General features: G+C 45.2%; 10 protein-coding genes and 2 pseudogenes. 5 read left to right on the forward strand and 7 right to left on the reverse strand.

From position 1 onward, the window contains the following. Nucleotides 1-111 precede the first annotated feature (111 nt). Nucleotides 112-3462, reverse strand: coding sequence for a GH36-type glycosyl hydrolase domain-containing protein (locus PRIP_RS12665; RefSeq protein ID WP_036101475.1), 3351 nt, complete (start codon nt 3460-3462; stop codon nt 112-114). Nucleotides 3463-3742: 280 nt separating this feature from the next. On the opposite strand from PRIP_RS12665, the pseudogene PRIP_RS18295 reads away from it, so the two are divergent. From PRIP_RS18295 to PRIP_RS12680, 3 genes and pseudogenes are all read left to right on the forward strand, one after another. Beyond that, nucleotides 3743-3982, forward strand: a pseudogene (locus PRIP_RS18295) (ArsR/SmtB family transcription factor); the annotation flags it as partial. 90 nt (nt 3983-4072) lie between these two features. Further along, nucleotides 4073-4483, forward strand: coding sequence for an SRPBCC family protein (locus PRIP_RS18300; RefSeq protein ID WP_036101526.1), 411 nt, complete (start codon nt 4073-4075; stop codon nt 4481-4483). 284 nt (nt 4484-4767) lie between these two features. Next, a complete protein-coding gene (locus PRIP_RS12680) occupies nt 4768-5880 on the forward strand; it encodes an ABC transporter ATP-binding protein (protein ID WP_036101476.1) in 1113 nt (370 codons plus the stop codon). A gap of 246 nt (nt 5881-6126) precedes the next feature. Here PRIP_RS12680 and PRIP_RS12685 read toward each other — a convergent pair whose 3' ends face one another. Then, nucleotides 6127-6483 carry a winged helix-turn-helix transcriptional regulator gene (locus PRIP_RS12685; RefSeq protein ID WP_036101477.1) on the reverse strand — a complete coding sequence of 119 codons (357 nt, stop codon included), beginning with the start codon at nt 6481-6483 and terminating at the stop codon, nt 6127-6129. Between the two features lie 136 nt (nt 6484-6619). Between PRIP_RS12685 and PRIP_RS12690 the strand changes: the two are divergent. Both PRIP_RS12690 and PRIP_RS12695 read left to right on the forward strand, forming a co-directional pair. Further along, nucleotides 6620-7800 (forward strand): annotated as a pseudogene (locus tag PRIP_RS12690) (MFS transporter). Nucleotides 7801-7802: 2 nt separating this feature from the next. Then, nucleotides 7803-8618 (forward strand): aldo/keto reductase, encoded by an 816-nt coding sequence (locus PRIP_RS12695; RefSeq protein WP_036101478.1) that lies wholly within the window; start codon nt 7803-7805, stop codon nt 8616-8618. Between the two features lie 549 nt (nt 8619-9167). On the opposite strand, the gene PRIP_RS12700 is transcribed toward PRIP_RS12695, so the two are convergent. The 5 genes from PRIP_RS12700 to PRIP_RS12720 form a co-directional block, all read right to left on the reverse strand. Beyond that, nucleotides 9168-11069 (reverse strand): MucBP domain-containing protein, encoded by a 1902-nt coding sequence (locus tag PRIP_RS12700; RefSeq protein ID WP_036101479.1) that lies wholly within the window; start codon nt 11067-11069, stop codon nt 9168-9170. Then, a complete protein-coding gene (locus PRIP_RS12705) occupies nt 11050-14172 on the reverse strand; it encodes a leucine-rich repeat domain-containing protein (protein ID WP_149023826.1) in 3123 nt (1040 codons plus the stop codon). The genes PRIP_RS12700 and PRIP_RS12705 overlap by 20 nt, the downstream gene beginning before the upstream one ends. 219 nt (nt 14173-14391) lie before the next feature. After that, nucleotides 14392-14724 (reverse strand): hypothetical protein, encoded by a 333-nt coding sequence (locus tag PRIP_RS12710; protein ID WP_036101481.1) that lies wholly within the window; start codon nt 14722-14724, stop codon nt 14392-14394. Between the two features lie 26 nt (nt 14725-14750). After that, on the reverse strand, nt 14751-16856 hold the full coding sequence (locus PRIP_RS12715) for a MucBP domain-containing protein (protein WP_036101482.1): 2106 nt from the start codon (nt 16854-16856) through the stop codon (nt 14751-14753). Next, complete coding sequence (locus PRIP_RS12720) at nt 16837-20169, reverse strand: leucine-rich repeat domain-containing protein (RefSeq protein ID WP_149023827.1); 3333 nt, start codon at nt 20167-20169, stop codon at nt 16837-16839. Before PRIP_RS12720 ends, PRIP_RS12715 begins: the two co-directional genes overlap by 20 nt. Nucleotides 20170-20225: the final 56 nt, after the last annotated feature.

The raw sequence follows: 20225 nt of genomic DNA on the forward strand, positions 1-20225 counted from the left end.
CATTCTCCTTTAAAATCGCCTAACTTTCTTTTAGTATACCACGGAGAACCATTATTTTTTAGCAAAAAGAGAACACTAACAAAATCGAAACGTTTTTATTTCAAACCAAAACTAAATATAAATTTCAATCGTATTGTTTATTGCTTGGAGTTTTGATTCTAATGCGGTTTTCGATAGGAGTATTCCGCCTTCACGATAGCGGTTTTGCGCGTTTTCTGTCGCTATCGCTTCGCCATTTAACGCCACATGACGATTCGAGTTTCCCGTCAAATGATAGCGGAAAGTTACCGGTTTGTTTGCAAATGTAAATTGGAATGCTAAACCGTCCAAACGGTCAACCAGCACAGGGTCAAGCAGTAAATCCTCACCAACCGTGCGGATTCCGAGCACATTCGTAATTAGTTGATTTAAATAAATCCCCGGACCGCTCGAATAAATTCGCCAGCCACCTTTAACCGTCATATCTCCCGTTTTCAACTTATCAAACTGTTCTTGCGCCTCGTATCTCGTCTTGAATCCGCCATCGGAACTACTGAAATACGCATTGCTTTGGCGGCGCTCCGCATTCGGCACGACATCCTTGATATTAATCGGATTAATCACATGTAGCGCGTGCCATGCTTCCTCTTTCTTGCCTAGTTTTGCCATCGCTTCCGTGAATCTGATATGCGCGTGGACATACTGCAAACCAACCTCACGGCCAAAATTCGCGGCTTGTTCTGCCCGTTTAAAATTCGTGCTCACACCGCCTTGATATGTTGCGGGACGGTTCATCAAGCGAACACCATCAGGGCATTGTAATTCTCGCTTAATAAGCTGATAATGCGACTCCGCTTGCTCCGGGGTCAAAAGCTCCCCAATCATACTGCGCGTCATCGGCAACAACCGATACTGAATGCCAGTTTTGCGATCCGTGGGGTGGATCATTAACTCCACTTGTTCCGGCGTTTCCATATACACAAAACCAGGAATAACATCCGTAGACAAAATGTACGTATTAAAATCCGCTTCGATTCCTGCTACCAGTTTCTCAAGTTCCTGTGATTTTTGCGGATCAAACGTTTCAATCGCCTTAGCAAACTGCTTCATCGTTTGGTACGTCAAAGCCACCGTCCAACTGCTAGCCATATTGCTCTTCAACTGGGCATCGTGTGGCTGAAGCGTGTCATCCCAATCACCGTCGCCATAACAAGAAAGATACGTGTCAAACAAGAAATGATCCGTAATGTAACTAATCTCTTTTTGCAAATGCTCGTAAATCGTCACTTCGTAATCCGTGTATACTAGTTTTTCACGACTCATATACGGTACTTTCACGTCCAAAATGGCATAATCATTCGTCGCCAGTAAGTAATCACTAACCGCTTTCAAAGGCCAAACAATGACATCCCCGTGGCTCTCAGCCGCATGAATATTCGCGTACTCATCAAACATGAACCACTGCGGCCAATTGCCATCATTATCAAACTGATGCGAAAAGACCCGTGTCAAAATCGACTTCACAATATCATAACGTTGCATCGCCATAAAATATTCCATCGGGCCTTGGCACACATCGCGCGTTCCCCAAGCCGCACCGCCGTACTGCTCTAAACCGTGTGGCACTAAGTAATGCACAAACATATTATGCGTGTACCACCATGTCAATGCGTTCATTTTGCGCAATTCCACAGTTTCTTTTCCATTTTGCGTTAAAGAAAAATCATGCATCACTTCCGCAAAATGCGCTCGATATTTCTCACGTTCCGCATCAAAAATACCATCACGAGCTTCAAAATCCGCACCGTCTAAATTTCCTTGCAGTACCAATCGAAATTCCGCCGTGGCCACCAAGTCTAGCACAACAAGCGAACCCGCGCCCGCCGTGGCATTCTCCATCAAACGCGTAGCATCAACAACATCAAACGCCGTATTCACCTGCAAATAATACGTCAAATCCGGATACACCTTCCCAGGAACCGCCTGAGCGTCTACCGAAAAGCGTAACTGATTCCCGTCGCGTTCCATCCCAAACGCCGTCCGATACTCATTCTCGTTCATAATGACCTGATTCGTCACCAAATACGCATACGCCTTCCCACTTTCCGACCGAACATCCAGCGTCATCTCCGCCCCGTCCACCGTCGTGAACACCGACACAAACAACATCTCCGTCTCCGTTTTATACACCCATTTCGCATAATTAAACCCAATCTCAAACGCAGAAGGCATCGCCAGCAACTCATATTTCCCGGCCAATTTCACGTAAATCCGCTGCCCCGACGTTTTCAGCACATTCAAGAAGTTTCGCACATTCGTCATCATTTTATTCATCGACGTGTTTCCCATCACGACCTGCGCATTAAAAATCCCCGCCATATAAAGCGTCGACGTCAAAATTGGTGTATCAACCCGCAACTGGTCCCCACTAAACAAAATATGTCCATGCGGACGCTCCATCATCATTTCCTTCTCCTTCAAAACCACATGCTCATGGTTTTCCGTAAAGAAAGACAACAACTGATTCCCGTCCCATTCCTCCTGATACCGCACATTTTCCGGATACAGCCGCTCCAAAGCATCCCCATCCAAGCTCACCGTCCGCAACACATCCCCAATATCGTCCCGCTTATACACACGGTCCTGCGTCACAAACCCGCTCTCCGTCTCAACCTCTCGCCAAGCAAGCCGCACCTCATCCATAAACCCAAGCTCCGTAACCGCCTCAGCGTGCGATTCCTTAAACAAAGCATAAAAAACAAACCTCGCGTCCCCTTCCAGCCTCACACGCTCCGACTGAAGCGTCGTATATGTAAACTCATACTGATACACCTCACTCGGCAAATCCCCACCGCGCAACACCTCTGCAATATTCGACGCCTTATAATCCAGCCCAAAAAACTGCGTCCCATCCGTCGCAAAACCTACATTTCGCGTCAAAGACCCCTGCTGCAAATATGGAAACACCTTGTCCCCCTGGTTCTGCCTCGAACAAACCACATACCCACAATCCGCGTCCTCAAAAACCCGATGGTCCACATATTGCGCCACGTATGCCTCATTCGCCTGCAAAGCACCAACGTTCGCCAAACCCACATCCTGTCCGTAAATCACATCTACCATCTCGCCATTCCCAGACAACTTCACATCCCAAAACCAGCAATCCCGCTCTGAAAGCACAAATAAAACCTCATACGAAACCCCTTCAAAAGCCCCCGTATAACGCACCTGTCGCTTCCCAAATGCAACCTCACTCTCCGATTTCACACCAAGTAACGGCGCCGAATCCACCGTCCCGTCCTCACGAAACACCCGCAAAAACAAATTATTCATCGAACCATCAATCTCGTTCGCCCAAACCTGATTCAACATCGTATCGCCAAAATCCGCCGCGTATAAGTCACCACTTTTCAGAAACGACACACACGCAGACTCCGATTTCAACTCAAACCTATTATTTTCTAACCCTTTCATCTCTCTCATCACTTGACCTCCACTTTCTTCCTGAAATTCCAAACGTTTCACCGATATCATCAAAAATCCATTTAGTTAGCGTTCTCATTATTAGCTAAACATCTAAAAACAGAAACATTTTATCGAAACGTTTCTATAACTATTTTTCATTATAATCGCTTCCCGAATATTTCACAAGTCATACCCATCTCCATAAAAAAACTTGACAAGACACTATATGGTGTCCTATAATAAAAACGACAACAAAAGGTGTCCTATTATTTTATCCATAACGAAGGAAGTGAAGGCGATGGTCGTTAACGATATAAATCAATCGAAAGATGTCTACAATGCCATTGCTGATCCGACAAGACGGGAGCTACTTCGAATTTTGGCAAATAGCAAGGAATTGCCTTTATATGAGATTACACCACATTTTAAAATGGGCCGTACAGCCGTTTCTAAGCACTTGGCAATTTTAAAAGAAGCAAACCTTGTCACAGCTCGCAAAGTAGGAAGAGAAACACGATACCGCTTGAACGCCGCACCATTGCAAGAAATTCAAGACTGGGTATCCTTTTACGAGAATTTTTGGAATGAAAGCTTTTTAAAACTAAAACAAATATTGGAGGAACAAGACATGAAACCAGATGTATCATTAGATTTCACATTCGCAACAACCGTAGAGAAAGTATGGAACGCATTAACTGACTCAAACGTTCTAGCACAATGGATTTGGAGTAACGATTTCAAAGCAGAAGTAGGCCACAAATTCCAATTTCGAGCAGAACCTTCTGAATGGTGGGATGGAATTGTTGACTGCGAAGTCCTTACAATCGATGAACCAAATAGCATTTCCTACACGTGGGCAAGCGCTGGTGAAACAACAACTGTCGTATGGACAATAACCAAAGAAGCTAATAACACCGTGCGCTTACGCCTTGATCAATCTGGATTTAGCGAAGCAACGAAAGCCCGCGAAGGCGCTATCGAAGGCGCTAAATACGGCTGGACTTCCATGGCCGACAAATTGAAAACTATTTTAGCTTAAAATAATGACCTGATTTTTCTACGCAACACTAGAGAATCAGGTTTTTCTATACGTTAAACATCTACTGAACAAACTCCTAGACACAAGTGTTAGAACAGCCAAAACGAAGTCGAGCCAATATTGCCTAACATAAGTCCATTTACACTCTAGTTTTTCGTAGCCTATGCAACCTGCCCAATTTCAAATTTTATTCTTTGTGCAACCTGACATAGTTTTTGTAAAGCGTTTTCATATACAATGAAATCAAAGCTAAATGAAAACATTTTGAAAGGGAGTTAACGAACATGGCACAACTATCACTGGAACACATTTATAAAATATACGATAACAAAGTAACCGCAGTAGAGGATTTTAACCTTGAAATCGCGGATAAAGAATTCATCGTTTTTGTCGGACCATCTGGTTGCGGTAAATCAACGACATTACGTATGATTGCAGGCTTGGAAGAAATTTCTAAAGGCGAACTTCGCATCGACGGCAAAGTAATGAACAACGTAGCACCAAAAGACCGCGACATCGCCATGGTTTTCCAGAACTACGCACTATACCCACATATGACTGTGTATGACAACATGGCTTTCGGTTTGAAACTACGCAAAATGCCCAAAGACGAAATCAAGACACGCGTAGAACATGCAGCCAACATCCTAGGCCTAACCGAGTACCTAAAACGTAAACCAAGCGCATTATCCGGTGGTCAACGCCAACGTGTAGCACTAGGCCGTGCCATCGTCCGTGACGCAAAAGTCTTCCTAATGGATGAACCTCTGTCTAACTTGGATGCGAAACTTCGCGTGCAAATGCGTGCTGAAATTACGAAACTACATTTACAATTAAATACAACGATGATTTACGTAACCCATGACCAAACCGAAGCGATGACAATGGCGACACGTATCGTTATTATGAAAGACGGCGTCATCCAACAAGTCGGTTCACCAAAGGAAGTATACGATCACCCTGTAAACATGTTTGTTGCAGGTTTCATTGGAAGCCCCGCAATGAACTTCTTTAAAGGCAAAATCAGCGGCACACAATTTATCGGCGATGATTTCAGCATTGAAATCCCAGAAGGTAAACTAAAAGTGTTACAAGACAAAGGCTATGATGGAAAAGAAGTAACATTTGGCGTTCGTCCAGAAGACATTCATGATGAACCGCTAGTTATCGAAGCAAACCCGGGTTCTGCATTTGATGCCGAAATCGTTGTTGCCGAGCTGACTGGAGCAGAATTCATGCTACACTCCAAAGTAGGCTCTCACGAATTCGTAGCCCGCGTAGACTCACGCTCCACCCACGAACCGTTCGACAAAATCAAATACGCCTTCGAAATGTCCAAATCTCATTTCTTCGACGTAGACACAGAACTCTCCATCGTAGAAGACGGCCGTGACTAACAATAAAACGGTGGCTTCATGCTCTTAAATCTCTTACAATATGCAGCCACCACCAAACCTCAGCGAAGCGACAAGCGCTGAGATCCTAGGCAAAGACGAGTACCGGAGCGGAGTGTACGATTTGTACATGAGCACCGGAACGGAATCTTTAACGACGGAGATTAGCGCTTGTCGCTTCGCTGAGCCGATGATGTGAACCTCTCACTCTATATAGGAAAACCCTGGGCCCCAACTCCCCAGGGTTTTTCATTTGTTTAAAATACTGTCTTCTAGAAATTCCAAGCGATCCCCATACATCCGTTCAATATGAGCATCACCCCAATTACACAAAGCCGTCAAAATACTTTCCAATGACCTGCCGTACTCGCTCAATTCATATTCTACTTTTGGTGGTACTTGATTATACACAATCCGATTGATAATACCGTCATGTTCTAGCTCTCGCAATTGTTGTGTGAGCATTTTTTGCGTGATGGATGGGATAAGCCGCTTTAGTTCGCTCGTTCTTTTCTTACCGTGCGTTAGATGGCATAGAATCACGCATTTCCACTTGCCGCCAATAACTTCGAGCGTTGCTTCCACCGAAATATTATATTTTTTCATCGCATTTTTCTCCTTTCTATAGGTACTAAAAAGTGCCTACATTACAAAAAAGTACGTACTTGTTTTAATGTCTACTAAGTATCATAATAACACTTGTCATTAAAAAAGCAAGCCGAATTTGGAAGGAGTTTTTAGATTGAAAGGGAACCGAAATATTTTTGCATTATTGGCTTTGGCTGTTAGCACTTTTGCAATTGGAACAACGGAATTTATTAGCGTCGGGTTGTTGCCGCTTATCGCGGAGGACTTGGCGATACCTGTTAGTACTGCAGGATTAACCGTCTCACTTTACGCAATCGGCGTCATGTTCGGCGCACCAATATTGACTGCACTTACATCACGAATGAATCGCAAAACATTATTACTCGCCATCATGATTGTCTTTATTTTAGGAAACACGATTGCAGCGTTCTCAACAACGATTGCCTTACTACTCATCGCTCGCGTCGTATCTGCCTTCGCGCATGGCGTCTTCATGTCCATCGGATCGACCATCGCGGCTGACCTTGTGCCACCAAACAAGCGGGCCAGCGCCATTTCCATCATGTTTACCGGTCTCACCATCGCAACCGTGACCGGCGTCCCAATCGGCACACTCGTCGGACAACAATTCGGCTGGCGCACCGCGTTTATCGGCATCGCAGCAATCGGCGTCATCGCGCTCATCGCCAATCTCATCCTGATACCGCGCAACTTGCGTCCAGGCGCCAAAATGACGCTCGGCGAACAAGTCAAAGTTTTAACAACAGGACCACTGCTACTCGTATTCGCTATCACGGCACTTGGCTACGGCGGCACATTCGTCGTCTTCACCTACCTAACACCATTACTAGAACAAGTCACCGGCTTCCCAGCAAGCACCGTCGCACTCTTACTTTTCATCTACGGAATCGCCATCGCCGTCGGAACTCGATCGGTGGAAAAGTCGCCAACAAGCGGCCAATCCAAGCCCTGTTCTACATGTTCATCGCACAAGCCGTCGTGCTCGGCCTGCTCTACTTCACCGCCCCATCCAAAGTTTTCGGACTCGCAACAATACTACTCATGGGCATCTTCGCCTTTATGAACGTCCCTGGATTGCAAGTCTACATCGTCATCCTAGCCGAGAAATTCGTGCCAAAAGGCGTCGACATCGCATCCGCACTAAACATCGCAGCATTCAACGCAGGCATCGCACTTGGCTCCTACCTCGGCGGCCTCGTCATCACCCACATGCGCATCATTGACACCACCTGGGTCGGCATGATTATGGTTCTCATCGCCGTCGCCCTAACCGCTTGGAGTAAAAAATTAGAAACAAAACAGGAGGAATTTTAAAAATGAAAACAGTCAAATTAGCAAATGGAATCCACATGCCCGTCCTTGGACTTGGCGTATTTAAAGTAGAAGAAGGCGCAGAACTCGTATCCGCCATCAAAGAAGCCACCCGTCTTGGCTACCGTAGCATCGACACCGCCGCAATCTACGGAAACGAAACAAGCGTTGGCCAAGGCATCCGCGAATCAGGCATCCCACGCGAAGACCTCTTCATCACGTCCAAAGTATGGAACGCCGATCTTGGCTACGAAGCAACACTCGCCGCTTTCGACGAATCCCTACGCAAAATGGAACTCGACTATCTCGACCTCTACCTCATTCACTGGCCAGTCGAAGGCAAATACACCGACGCTTGGCGCGCCCTTGAAAAACTACATCAAGACGGCCGTATCCGCGCAATTGGCGTCAGCAATTTTCAAATTCATCATCTCGAAACACTCAAAAAAACAGCCATCATCATGCCTGTCATCAACCAAATTGAACTCCATCCCCAACTCACACAAAAAGACCTCATCGCATATTGCACCAAAAACAACATCCACGTCGAAGCCTGGTCCCCCCTCATGCAAGGCGGCCTTTTCAATAACCCGACACTCCAAGAAATCGCAGCCCATCACGGCAAATCCGTCGCCCAAGTCATCCTGCGCTGGGACTTACAAAACGACATCATCGTCATTCCAAAATCAACAAAACCCCATCGTATCGCAGAAAACATGGCTATTTTTGATTTCGAGTTAAGTGATGAAGAATGCGCGCAGATTGATGCTCTTAATCAGAATCTGCGCGTCGGGCCTGATCCGGATAATATTGATTTTTAATTGAATGTATGGGATGAATGCTAAATACAGCTGGAGGCTGCCGTACCGATTATAATGGGTAGGACGTAGTCTCTGGTTTACATAGATCAGGCGAAAGCGGTTTATATTCAAGAAGTTTGGGGCGCTTCAAAAAGAAGGCGGTAGTTCATGGCAAGTGGCTAGTTTTTAACCTTTCCTTCCGCGCATTTGTATGCATTTTCTTCAAAAAAAAAATCTCCGCAAGACTACTTCTTTTTTGAACGCATTTATTTTACACCCTGACTTCACATTAAAAGTTGGCAGGCAGCAATCAGCCATGTATGTATATTTAGGGTACACCCTTATCATACATCGCTCTTTGTTCAGACAACAAAAAAACCATCGCGGAAAAGGCATTAGCCGCGACGGTCAAAAAGAGAATTCACATTCCCATGCTTCTAAAAAGCATCTTTTACCAACGGATCACTGTTCTAGTTGGATGTAGATACCTATTATTACGTTCCTTCTATTACAATGGGGGTGCCATCCACCTTGGAGATGGCACCCTTTGGAACTTGTTAACACGTTTGCTTAAGATCTTCTTCTCCAGAGCAACATGCCACTAACGAAACAGAAAACGCCTAGGAACAGGTGTGCCATCGGTACACCGGAAGTATCTCCTGTGACTGGAAGTCGGGCCCCGATGACTTGTTGAACAGCGTCACTTCCTGCCTCCTGTATACTCGTGACAGGTAGACGTGTACCTTGCTTGAGGATCGTCGCTACTACTGGTGTAGCCGGTTTTTCATGCAATGGAACTGCTTCTAAGGTTGCTTGCTCCAACTCGGAATCCTTCTCTGGTGTGGGGCTAGGGGGGCTTTGTTCTTGCCCATCTTTCTCCGGCTCTACTTCTTGTTCTTGGGCGCTATAGACCACCCGAAGCGTTGTCACACCTTCTCCGTATGTTCCTTTTGCCTCCGGTATTTTCGCTAGACGATAGCCTGGAATCGTCGGAAATGTCAGGGTATAGGCATCTCCAATTTTCCCCTCATATCTATCTGGCGCGCGCAGCACCTTTCCTTTGCTATCGACATATTGCACGTCCACGATTCCTTTTGTTGCTTCTTCTGGGACATATACAAGCGTGATTTCTTGCGGTTCTACTGTATACTGACCTGTTGAGGTTGGCGCTTCCTTCACCTCCTGATACCCATTAATCGTTGGCCATACCAGTTTATAGGCTTCTCCTACATTGCCTGTATAAACATCACTCACATGTACTGTTTTTCCTTCTGCATCGACATAATGCACATGGACACTTCCTGTTTCGACTTTTTTATAGACAAAGCGTACCGTCTGCGGTTGATCACTAAACACACCAGTCGCATTGGATGGCTCCGCTACTAAGGTATACCCATCCACTGCCTTCGCAACGGCTTCATAAGGAAACTCCTGCATCCCTTGCAAGACAATAGGTGCCGCCAACACATCCCCTGTTTCAGTTTCATACTGCACTTTAACTGGTTGACCAGCAACTTGAGGTTTCACTTCTTGATCAAAAGCGATACCAAAGCTCTGATACTTATTTTTGCCCGGATGTTCTTTAGTAATGCTACCTGTCCCTATTTTGTTCCATGTCACCATCCCATTTCTAAAAGTTCCTATCTCATCACCGGTTTTAAAGTTCATCCATAAACGTACATCTGATAATGGGTTTCCAAATCCATCAAGTTGGTCAATAGCCGTTGGTTTATTAACAATTGTTGGTGGCAAAGTAACCGTCGTACTAATCGAATAGCTGGTATCCTCTCGCTGAAATAATGGTAAATCTTTTAGTGTCCATGCATCGTCAAAATAACCGTGAATGGTTATATGTTTTAGATGCGTTAAGTTTCGGAGTGGCGCAATACTTGTCACACTCGTTTTATTTAACTGCAACTGTTCTAATTTCGTTAAATTAGCTAATGGCGATAGATCCGTAATCCCTATGTTCGACCACAAGAACAAATACTCTAGATTCGTTAAACCACGTAAGGGGCTTAAGTCTGTTACACTACTGACATCACCCATCGATAGGTACTTTAATTTTTTTAATGGGGCTAAATAAGAGAGGTCATCCATATCTGCGCCATAGTAATAATGAAATGCTTCTAGGTTGCGTAGATATTGCATGCCTTCCATATCAAAGGTAACCTCTTTTCCCAAATCCAGTGCTACGCTTTTAGTGACACGATCAAAGTCTGCCTGTGTCACTATTCGAGTAGCATACTTCCGCTCATTTTTCACATACTCCGCTTCCGTTGTCTGCATCATCTCTGGGCCAAAGGACGATCGTGTGTAGATATCTGGCATGACTTCTTCGAAGGTTTTCCCGACTGGAAAGACTGGCGCATCCTCCGCCTGTGCCGTTTTCGGTAACCAGATGGTACTTCCGATTAAAACAATACATAAAAATAGTTTAATCCAGCTAAATTTAGTCATTTGTTTGTACATCTTCATACTCCTTTATCGTTTGTATTGGTGTTGTAGATACAGGGACGACTAATCGTTCGCGCACTAAATTTCCGTCTGAGGCAACAACCTCTATCACCTGTTTTGTATTGGTTATAAGTCCTTGTGCTGAGATGAGATAAGGGCGATTGGGATCGGTCGTTTGTAATGACCCGCTTTTCTTCGCGACCCCATCCACATAGAGCACAACCTTCGTTACACCTCGTGGGAATTGTCCTCGTATATAGGCATCCCCTATAACATAGGGTTCCACGGTCAATGGGTCTTCTACACGGACTTTCACTCGATTTAAAATCTCTGAACTTCCACGTACCATTAGCAGCTCTACATCTTGAATTGCCGTGTCTATCAATCCTTTGGCATTAATACGATAGCTTCCCGTACTCGCATCCAGTGCGCCACTTTTCTTAGCCACACCGCCTACATAGAGAACCACCTTCGTAGCTGCAGGATCATAGAGGCCGACAATATCCTGACTATCTAATGGGTAGGGGGATACTGTGAGACGATAAGATGGCGTTAGCGGTTGTTGTGTGACTGCATACTGATACAATGGGTTGGCATGTTTATTTCGAGCAACCAAGAGAAGTGCTTGTGTCGCTGCCCTATCTATACCAGTTATTTGAAAAGCACCAGATGTAGCTACTTTCGCTGTGGCGATAGGGATTCGTTTTCCAGTATCGAGCTCCTCCATATTAGCAATTGGCGCTTCATAGACATCTACGCGGTCGATATCCATGCCCGCCTGCCCTCCTATCGTACCGAATGAGGGCAACCATTGCACTTGTTCGAGACCGTAAGCCGTCGCAACACGTGTAAACGCTGGGATCCCTTGGAATGTATTGGTTTCACCACCAGTAAATCGATTATTGGACCGCTCACCAAATTTTGTATCCCCAATGATGGCCTGATTCCAGCTATTGGCGACATTCTGCTCTATTCGGCTCACGCGGTCTTTCGAACTTGGCATCGCAGTATCTTTATCCGCATTATGCATCTCACGGAACGCAATCGGTGTAAACACGTCACGTAAACTAGGTACTGATTTAGCTTTTCCGCCTGCTGCTGTCTCCAAATAACCGATGGCGCCTAGTTGATTACCCGTAATGACAAAGCCCATATTACTAGAGGCAAGACTAATTCCTGCAACTTGCACCGAATGCGGCCGCTCCAATCCAATTTTATTCTGCTCTATTGTGAGTTTTCTAGTTAACTTGATCGCTATCCCACCAAAGAAGAGCGTATCGGCTTCTCTCGGATAGACAGCATCAATGGTATTATTCGCAATGAGGGCATCCTCTGTATAGCCTTTACTAGTCTCTGCTTTTGGTAATACATTTCCTGAGCTGTCAAATTGAGGTATGTTATCGGTACTTCCCCACAAGACAATACCAGCTTGTGATGTTGGCGTTAGAGTATCTGATACCCAAGCCTCTCGATCTTGTTGTTGGTTGATTCGATTATGGGTAATACGAACTTGTTGTGATGGAAAAAAATAACGTTGGCTATATTCTTGTCCACCAATGACAATGGCGCGGTCAGCACCAATCACTACGTTTTCTTGAATGGTATAGTTTTGAACCGAATGTCCATCAATCCCTTCCCAGTATGGGTTTTCTAAAACGACATTTTTTTCTACTGTGATGTTTTCACTGACTGGAAAGAGCAGTTGATCTGGTGAAATGGTTTGTCCTAATCCATTTGGCTTACTAATCTTCCGCATCGAAGCAGCAATACCATAGAAATGTACTCGTGCAGTGCCTACTTTGTCGTGGCCTAATTTTCGAACCAACGTTTGATGAATACGCACATTCTTTCCAGAGTAAACCATAATCCCATCATGCCCCATGTTATCGACGGCCATTGGATGGGAACTCGGCGTTGGCGCCTCTGTCCCTTCTATCGTGACATCATAGACTAAGTCCGCCATAATGCCCGTTCCATTAAAATTTTCAATCTGTACATCTTGGATAAGAATGTCATGTTGATACTGGGATAAGGGAGGAGGAACAGCCCCCTCGGGTTCATACTGTCCATGTAGTGTAATCCCATTTTGATAGTACAAATCGGACGTTGGTTTATCTGTCAGATCTCGTTGTCCATCTAATCGTAGTTGTTTGATGGTCGTATAGTTATACAAACGAACTAGTGAATCATACTGGAAGTTCCGATCCTCTCTCCCTTTTTCGAAATACTTTGGTTGACGTATGAGCGTTGTCGTCGTGCTTTCCCCTTGTATGCTGATCCCTTCTAAGACCTTGATTTGGCGCAGCACTTGCCATGTTCCTTTTGGGATAATCAAGGTTCCTTTGTGATGGTTCTGGTTACTTGATAACTGATTCAATACGGTTAATGCTTGTTCTATCGCTTGTGAATTAGACATCTCTATGACACCTTTCGCATCACTGCCTTCCATCAAGAAAAAATTATTTCCAATAATTTCTTTCCCGTCCGCATTCAACAGCACTAAGGGTGTTCCCTCTGGTGTACTGCTTGCCGCTTGTATACCGACAGGAGGGGCTATCTTTTCGCCACGAACGTCTTGCGTGACAAACACGCTAAAAGAGGCACTACTTGCACTGCTCTCTCCATACCATGCTTTATTGGTGCCAGGTGTCGCCCAATAAAAGCTAGTTTCCCCTGATGGTTCCAAGTTTCCTGTAAAACCAACAGGGGACAGCGGCTGGCCATTCTCATCCCAAATCGGAATCCGTTGGTTTTCTCCCGTTGTTGTCGCTTCCTCTGTGACTGCTTGCGATAAAGCCTGAAAACCATGCGTCTTCACAACGGCTAAATCCCTTAAAGCACGCAAATCCATGACTTTATTACCGGAGATGTTTAACACGGTGAGGGATGCCAAACCTGCTAATGGCGCTACATCTTCGATTTCATTTCCTACTAGGTTCACTTCTTCCAATTGTGGTAAGTCGCGCAACCTATCAATGGATGTGAGGTTTTCATTTTTCAAGGACAGCACTCGTAGCTGCTTTAATGTTTCTATTCCTTGTAAGGAGCTGATTTTTCCCGTTTGATCGCCTTCTAAATAGAGCGTCTCTAATGCTGGTAAATGTTCTATAATATCCACCTTAACAAATTGGAGAAGACTGATACTTAGCAGAAATAACCTTTCTGTTAGTGTTCCTAGGAACGCTATATTTTTAATGAAACAAGCCAAGTCCCTATTGTAAATGACTTGGCTTGTTTTTCGCTTATACAAAAATATGCTATCGCTTGTAAACTGAATCTAACAAAATACCATTGTGTTAGATTCGGCTTTTTTGTTTTTTAGTAGCACTTTTTGCCATTATCCGAGATTCATATCCGCCATCTTCTCCTTCAAAGAAAGGAGTTGTTTATATATGACAATCGCTTCTTGTATCGTTCTCGTATTGGATAATTCCTTGATAACTTTCGCACCTTCCCTTTGATTACAGGATACTATCTCTTTGACATCATCTGCATCCCAACCCATTTCTTCCATTAATACATCATAGGCTGCTGTTAATTCTTTTCGTTCCTGCAAAACGGTTTGTCGGATATGTTCCACCATAAATTGCGCCACGCGATTTTCCAAGGCTAGACTTTCATCATACGGCATCTCATTCACATGAAAATGGAAAGATAGAGACAGGAACATCCTGGAAGACCTGCTAACGCTTTTTCTTACAATTGCCTTCTCCATAGCCAGACGCCACTAACACAACAGAAAATGCCTAGACATATGCTAGCGATAGGTACGCCTGAGGTATCTCCTGTTACTGGGAGGCGCTCTCCGATGACAGGTTGAGAAACATTACTTCCCGCCTTCTGTAAACTTGCGACAGGTAGGCTCGTATCTGGTGCAAGGATAGTCGCCGCTACTGACGTATCCGTTTTTTCATACGATGGCACTTCTTCTAAGGTCTGCTGCTTTATCTTTGGATTCGTATCCGTTGTAGTGCTAGGGGGACTTTCTTTGAGCTCCTCATCCTGCGACACTTCTCCTTTTTCTTGAGCGCTGTATACCACACGAAGTGTTGTCACCCCTTCCTCGTATGTTCCTTTTGCCTCAGGCGTTTGCACTAGACGGTATTCTGGAATAGTCGGCCAAGTCAGCGTATAGCCTTCTCCCACTTTCCCTTCATATCTATCTTGTGCGCGTAATACCTTTCCAGCGTCATCAACATACTGCACCTCAACAATCCCTTTTGCTTCTTGCGCTGGGATATAAACAAGCGTGATTTCTTGCGTGTCCGAAGTGTATTGGCCTGTTGGCGTTGGCGCTTCCTTCAACTGATATCCTGCAATCGTTGGCCATATCAGTGCATAAGCTTCGCCTACTTTCCCCTCATACCTGTCTGGTGTGCGTAATACCTTTCCAGCGTCATCGACATACTGCACCTCAACAATCCCTTTTGCTTCTTGCGCTGGGACATAGACAAGTGTTATCGCTTGCGCTTCCGAAGTATATTCGCCTGTTGTGGTTGGCGCTTCCTTCACTTGGTACCCCGCAATCGGTGGCCAGGTCAGTTGATAGCTATCTCCTACATTTCCTGTATACACATCACTCTCACGGATTGTCTTTCCTTCTGGATCAACATAATGGACATGAACACTTCCTGTCTCCACTTTCTTATAGACAAAACGGACCGTCTGTGGCTGATCGGTGAACACACCTGTCGCATTGGACGGCTCCGCCACTAAGGTATATCCGTCCACAGCCTTCGCCACTGCTTCATACGCAAATTCTTGCATCCCTTGCAAGACAACAGGTTCTGCCAACACATCTCCTGCTTCAGTTTCATATGCCACAGTGACTGGTTGCCCTGCTACTTGGGGGTTTACTTCTTGTTGAATAATAACATTAAAAATTTGATACTTATTTTTCCCCGTGTACCCCCTACTTATAGTGCCACTTCCTACCTGCCCCCAAGACACTATACCATTTTCAAAAGTGCCTATATAACCAGTGCCTACATTGTCCATTGTAAGATACGGATCGGTCAATACGTTGCCAAATATATCTGTGATGTCTACAACCGTTGGGTTTCCTACAACCGTTGATGGAGCTTTAACCGTTGTTCTAATCGTATAACTGGTATCCGACCGCTGCAGTAACGGCAAATCTTTTAGCGTCCAAGCATCGTCAAAATAACCGTTAATGGTTAGCTTTTTTAGACGCGTTAAATTTCGAAGTGGCGCAATACTGGTGACACTGGTTTTGTTGAGCTCCAGCTGCTCTAATTTCGTTAAATGTGCTAATGGCGATAGATCTGTAATCCCTGTGTTCGACCACAAGAACAGATACTCCAAGTTTGTTAACCCGCTCAAAGGGGATAAATCTGTCACACTGCGCACATCCCCCAGCGATAGTTCCCTTAGTTTTTTTAAGGGGGCTAAATAAGAAAGGTCCTTCATATCTGTACCATAATAATAATGAAACGTCTCTAGGTTGCGCAAATATTGCATCCCTTCCATATTAAATGAAACCTCTTTTCCAAGGTCCATTGCTACACTTTTTGTGACACGATCAAAGTCTGCTTGTGTCACAATTCGTGTGGCATACTTTCGCTCGTTTTTCACATACTCTGCTTCCGTTGTCTGCATCATTTCTGGACCAAAGGATGACCGCGTGTAAATGTCTGGCATCACTTCTTCGAATGTTTTCCCCACCGGAAAGACAGGGGTATCTTCTGCCTGAGCTGTCTTTGGTAACCAGATAGTACTGACGATGATGAGTACACCTAAAAATACATGCAGCCAACGATACTTACTCTTTTGTTTGTACATCTTCATACTCCTTTATCGTTTGTATGACCGTAGTTGACACCGGAACACGCAAGCGCTCGCGCACCACGTTTCCATCCGAAGCCACCACTTCCACCACTTGTTTCGTATCCGTGATCAACCCTTGTGCCGAGATGAGATAGGGACGATTAGGATCAGTGAGCTGTAATGCGCCACTTTTCTTCGCCACACCATCCACATACAGCACGACTTTGGTCACGCCGCGTGGGAATTGTCCCCGTACATAAGGATCTCCTATGACATACGGTTCCACCGTCAAAGGATCTTCGACATGGACTTTCACCCGGTGTAGAATCTCCGAGCTCCCGCGTACCATCACTAGCTCCACGTCTTGAATCGCTGTATCAATCAAGCCTTTGGCATTAATCCGATAAGTGCCTGTGCTGGCATCCAGTGCTCCACTTTTCTTCGCGACACCATTCACATACAGCACCACCTTGGTAGCCGCTGGATCGTAAAGTCCGACAATATCTTGGCTATCCAATGGATAAGGCGACACGGTGAGTCGGTAAGATGGAACTAACGGTTGTTGTGTGACCGCATATTGATATACAGGATTGGCGTGTTTATTCCGAGCCACTAGGATAAGCGAGGACGTCCCTAATGCGTCACCCACACCCGTCACTTGAAAAGCTCCCGATGCATCCACCGTTGCCATGGCAATGGGCACTCGTTTTCCCATATCGAGCTCCGCCATATCCGCAATCGGTGCAGCATAAACATCCACACGTGTGATATCTGTACCAGCCTTCCCTGTCACCGTACCAAATGACGGCAGCCACTGCACCTGTGCTAGGCCATATGCCGAAGCTATACGTGTCAGGGCAATCGTGTCTTGGAACGTATTGGTTTCACTACCACTAAAATGATTATTTGACCGCTCCCCAAATTTCGTATCCCCAATGATGGCCGGATTCCAGCTCGCTGCGACATTCCGTTCGATCAGGCTCGTACGATCTTTCGGGCTTGGCATGGCGAGATCTTTATCCGTATTATGCATCTCCCGAAACGCAATCGGTGAAAATACATGGCGTAAACTAGGGACCGCTTTCGCTTTCCCACCGGTAGCTGTTTCCAAATACCCAATCGCACCAAATTGGTTGTCGGTAATAACAAACCCCATATTACTAGAAGTCAAACTAATACCTGCGACTTGGACCGAATGTGGTCGCTCCAGGCCAATTTTATTGTGTTCAATCGTCAGCTGTCGTGTTAACTTGGTCGCAATCCCCCCAAAAAAGAGTGTATCGGCTTCTCGCGGATAGATGGCATCGATGGTATTATGGGCAATAAGCGTCCCCTCCGTATACCCTTTACTCGTCTCTTTTTTGGGCAATACGTTACCTGTATGATCAAATAACGGTGCTTCATCGGTAGTTCCCCACACAACAATACCCGCTTGCGATGTAGGGGGATTCGATACCCACGCTTCCCAATCGTGTGCCTGGTTGATACGATTATGTGTGATACGCACTTGTTGCGATGGGAAAAAATAGCGTTGGCTATATTCTTGTCCGCCAATCACAATAGCACGATCGGCACCAATCACCACATTCTCCTGAATCGTATAATTTTGGACCGAATGACCATCAATCCCCTCCCAATAAGGGTTGTCTAGCACCACGTTCTTTTCTACCGTGATATTTTCACTGACTGGAAAAAGCAGTTGATCTGGTGAAATGGTTGGTTCCAATCCATTTGGCTTACTAATCTTCCGCATCGAAGCTGCAATACCATAGAAATGCACGCGTTCAGTCCCCTCTTTGTCATGCCCTAATTTACGTACCATCGTTTGATGAATACGCACATTTTTCCCAGAGTAAACCATCACACCATCATGCCCCATGTTATCGACGGCCATTGGCTGATGACTTGGGGTTGGCGCCGCTGTCCCTTCGATCGTGACATTATAGACTAAATCCGCCATGATACCTGTACCATTAAAGTTAGTAATCTGTACATCTTGGATGCGAATATCATGTTGATACTGGGATAAGGGGGGAGGCATAGTTCCCTTTGGTTCATACTGTCCATGAAGCGTAATCCCATTTTGATAATACAAATATGACGTTGGCTTATCGGTCACATCTCGTTGTCCATCCAGTCGTAGTTGTTTGATGGTCGTATAGTTATACAAACGAACCAGTGAATCATACTGGAAGTTCCGATCTTCGAGCCCTTTTTCAAAGTAGTCGGGGAGACGTGTCAATGTTGTCGTCGCGCTTTCTCCTTGTAGGGTAATCCCTTCTAAGACTTCGATTTGGCGCATCACCTGCCAATTTCCTTTCGGGATAATCAAGGTTCCTTTCTGCTGACTCGAATTACTCGGTAACTGATGTAATACGGCTAACGCTTCCTCAATGGCCTTCGAATTATCCGCCTCAATGACAACGTTATTACTGTTTTTTTCCTTTAAGAAAAAACGGCTCCCAGCAATCTCTTGTCCAGCTGCATTCAACAACACTAAAGGCGTTCCCTCCGGCGCACTACTAGTCATTCGCATACTGACAAAAGGCGCTAGCTTTTCGCCGTGTACTTCTTGCGTAACGAACACACTAAAGGCACTGCCTGCTTTTCTCCCACCGTACCAGGCTTTATTGGTGCCAGGTGTCGTCCAATAAAAGCTAGCTGCTCCTTCTGGTTCCAATTCGCCTGTAAAACCTATCGGTGCCAACAGTTGGCCTTCCTCGTCCCAAATTGAAATCACTTGGTTTTCTCCCGTTGTTGTCGCTTCCTTTGTTACTGCTTGCGATAAGGCTTGAAAATCACGCGTCCTCACGACTGCTAAATGCTTTAACGCACGTAAATCCGTTATCCTATTCCCAGAGATATTTAACGTAGTTAGTGATTCCAAATCGGCTAAAGGAGCTACATCTTCTATCTCATTTCCTACGAGATCAACTTCTTCCAATTGTGGTAACTGACGTAGCAGATCAATGGATGTGATGCTTTCATTTTTCAAGGACAGCACTCGTAGCTGCTTTAATGTTTCTATTCCTTGTAAGGAGCTGATTTTTCCCGTTTGATCGCCTTCTAAATAGAGCGTCTCTAATGCTGGTAAATGTTCTATCCCGGTTAGATTCTGGATGCGAATTCCGCGGGTGTAATCGGTTAACGTTTTGACTTGCGCCAATTCTTCTTTTGTGACCGAGCGGCTTAAATCCATCTCGACCTCCTCTTCGATTGCTGGATGGATAGTGCGGTACACCTCTTGCGCTAACGTGATGTCTGGAAACAAGGTACGGTAGTTCTCCAATGTGCTCGCATGTACCTGTGCTTCCCTTTTAACGCACAAACAAACAACGCCTAGTAGTATGTACAGTCCTAAACGTAAACCCCTTTTTTTTAAAC

Origin of the sequence: Paenilisteria riparia FSL S10-1204, from assembly GCF_000525995.1 — a bacterium.
GTDB lineage: Bacteria > Bacillota > Bacilli > Lactobacillales > Listeriaceae > Listeria_A > Listeria_A riparia.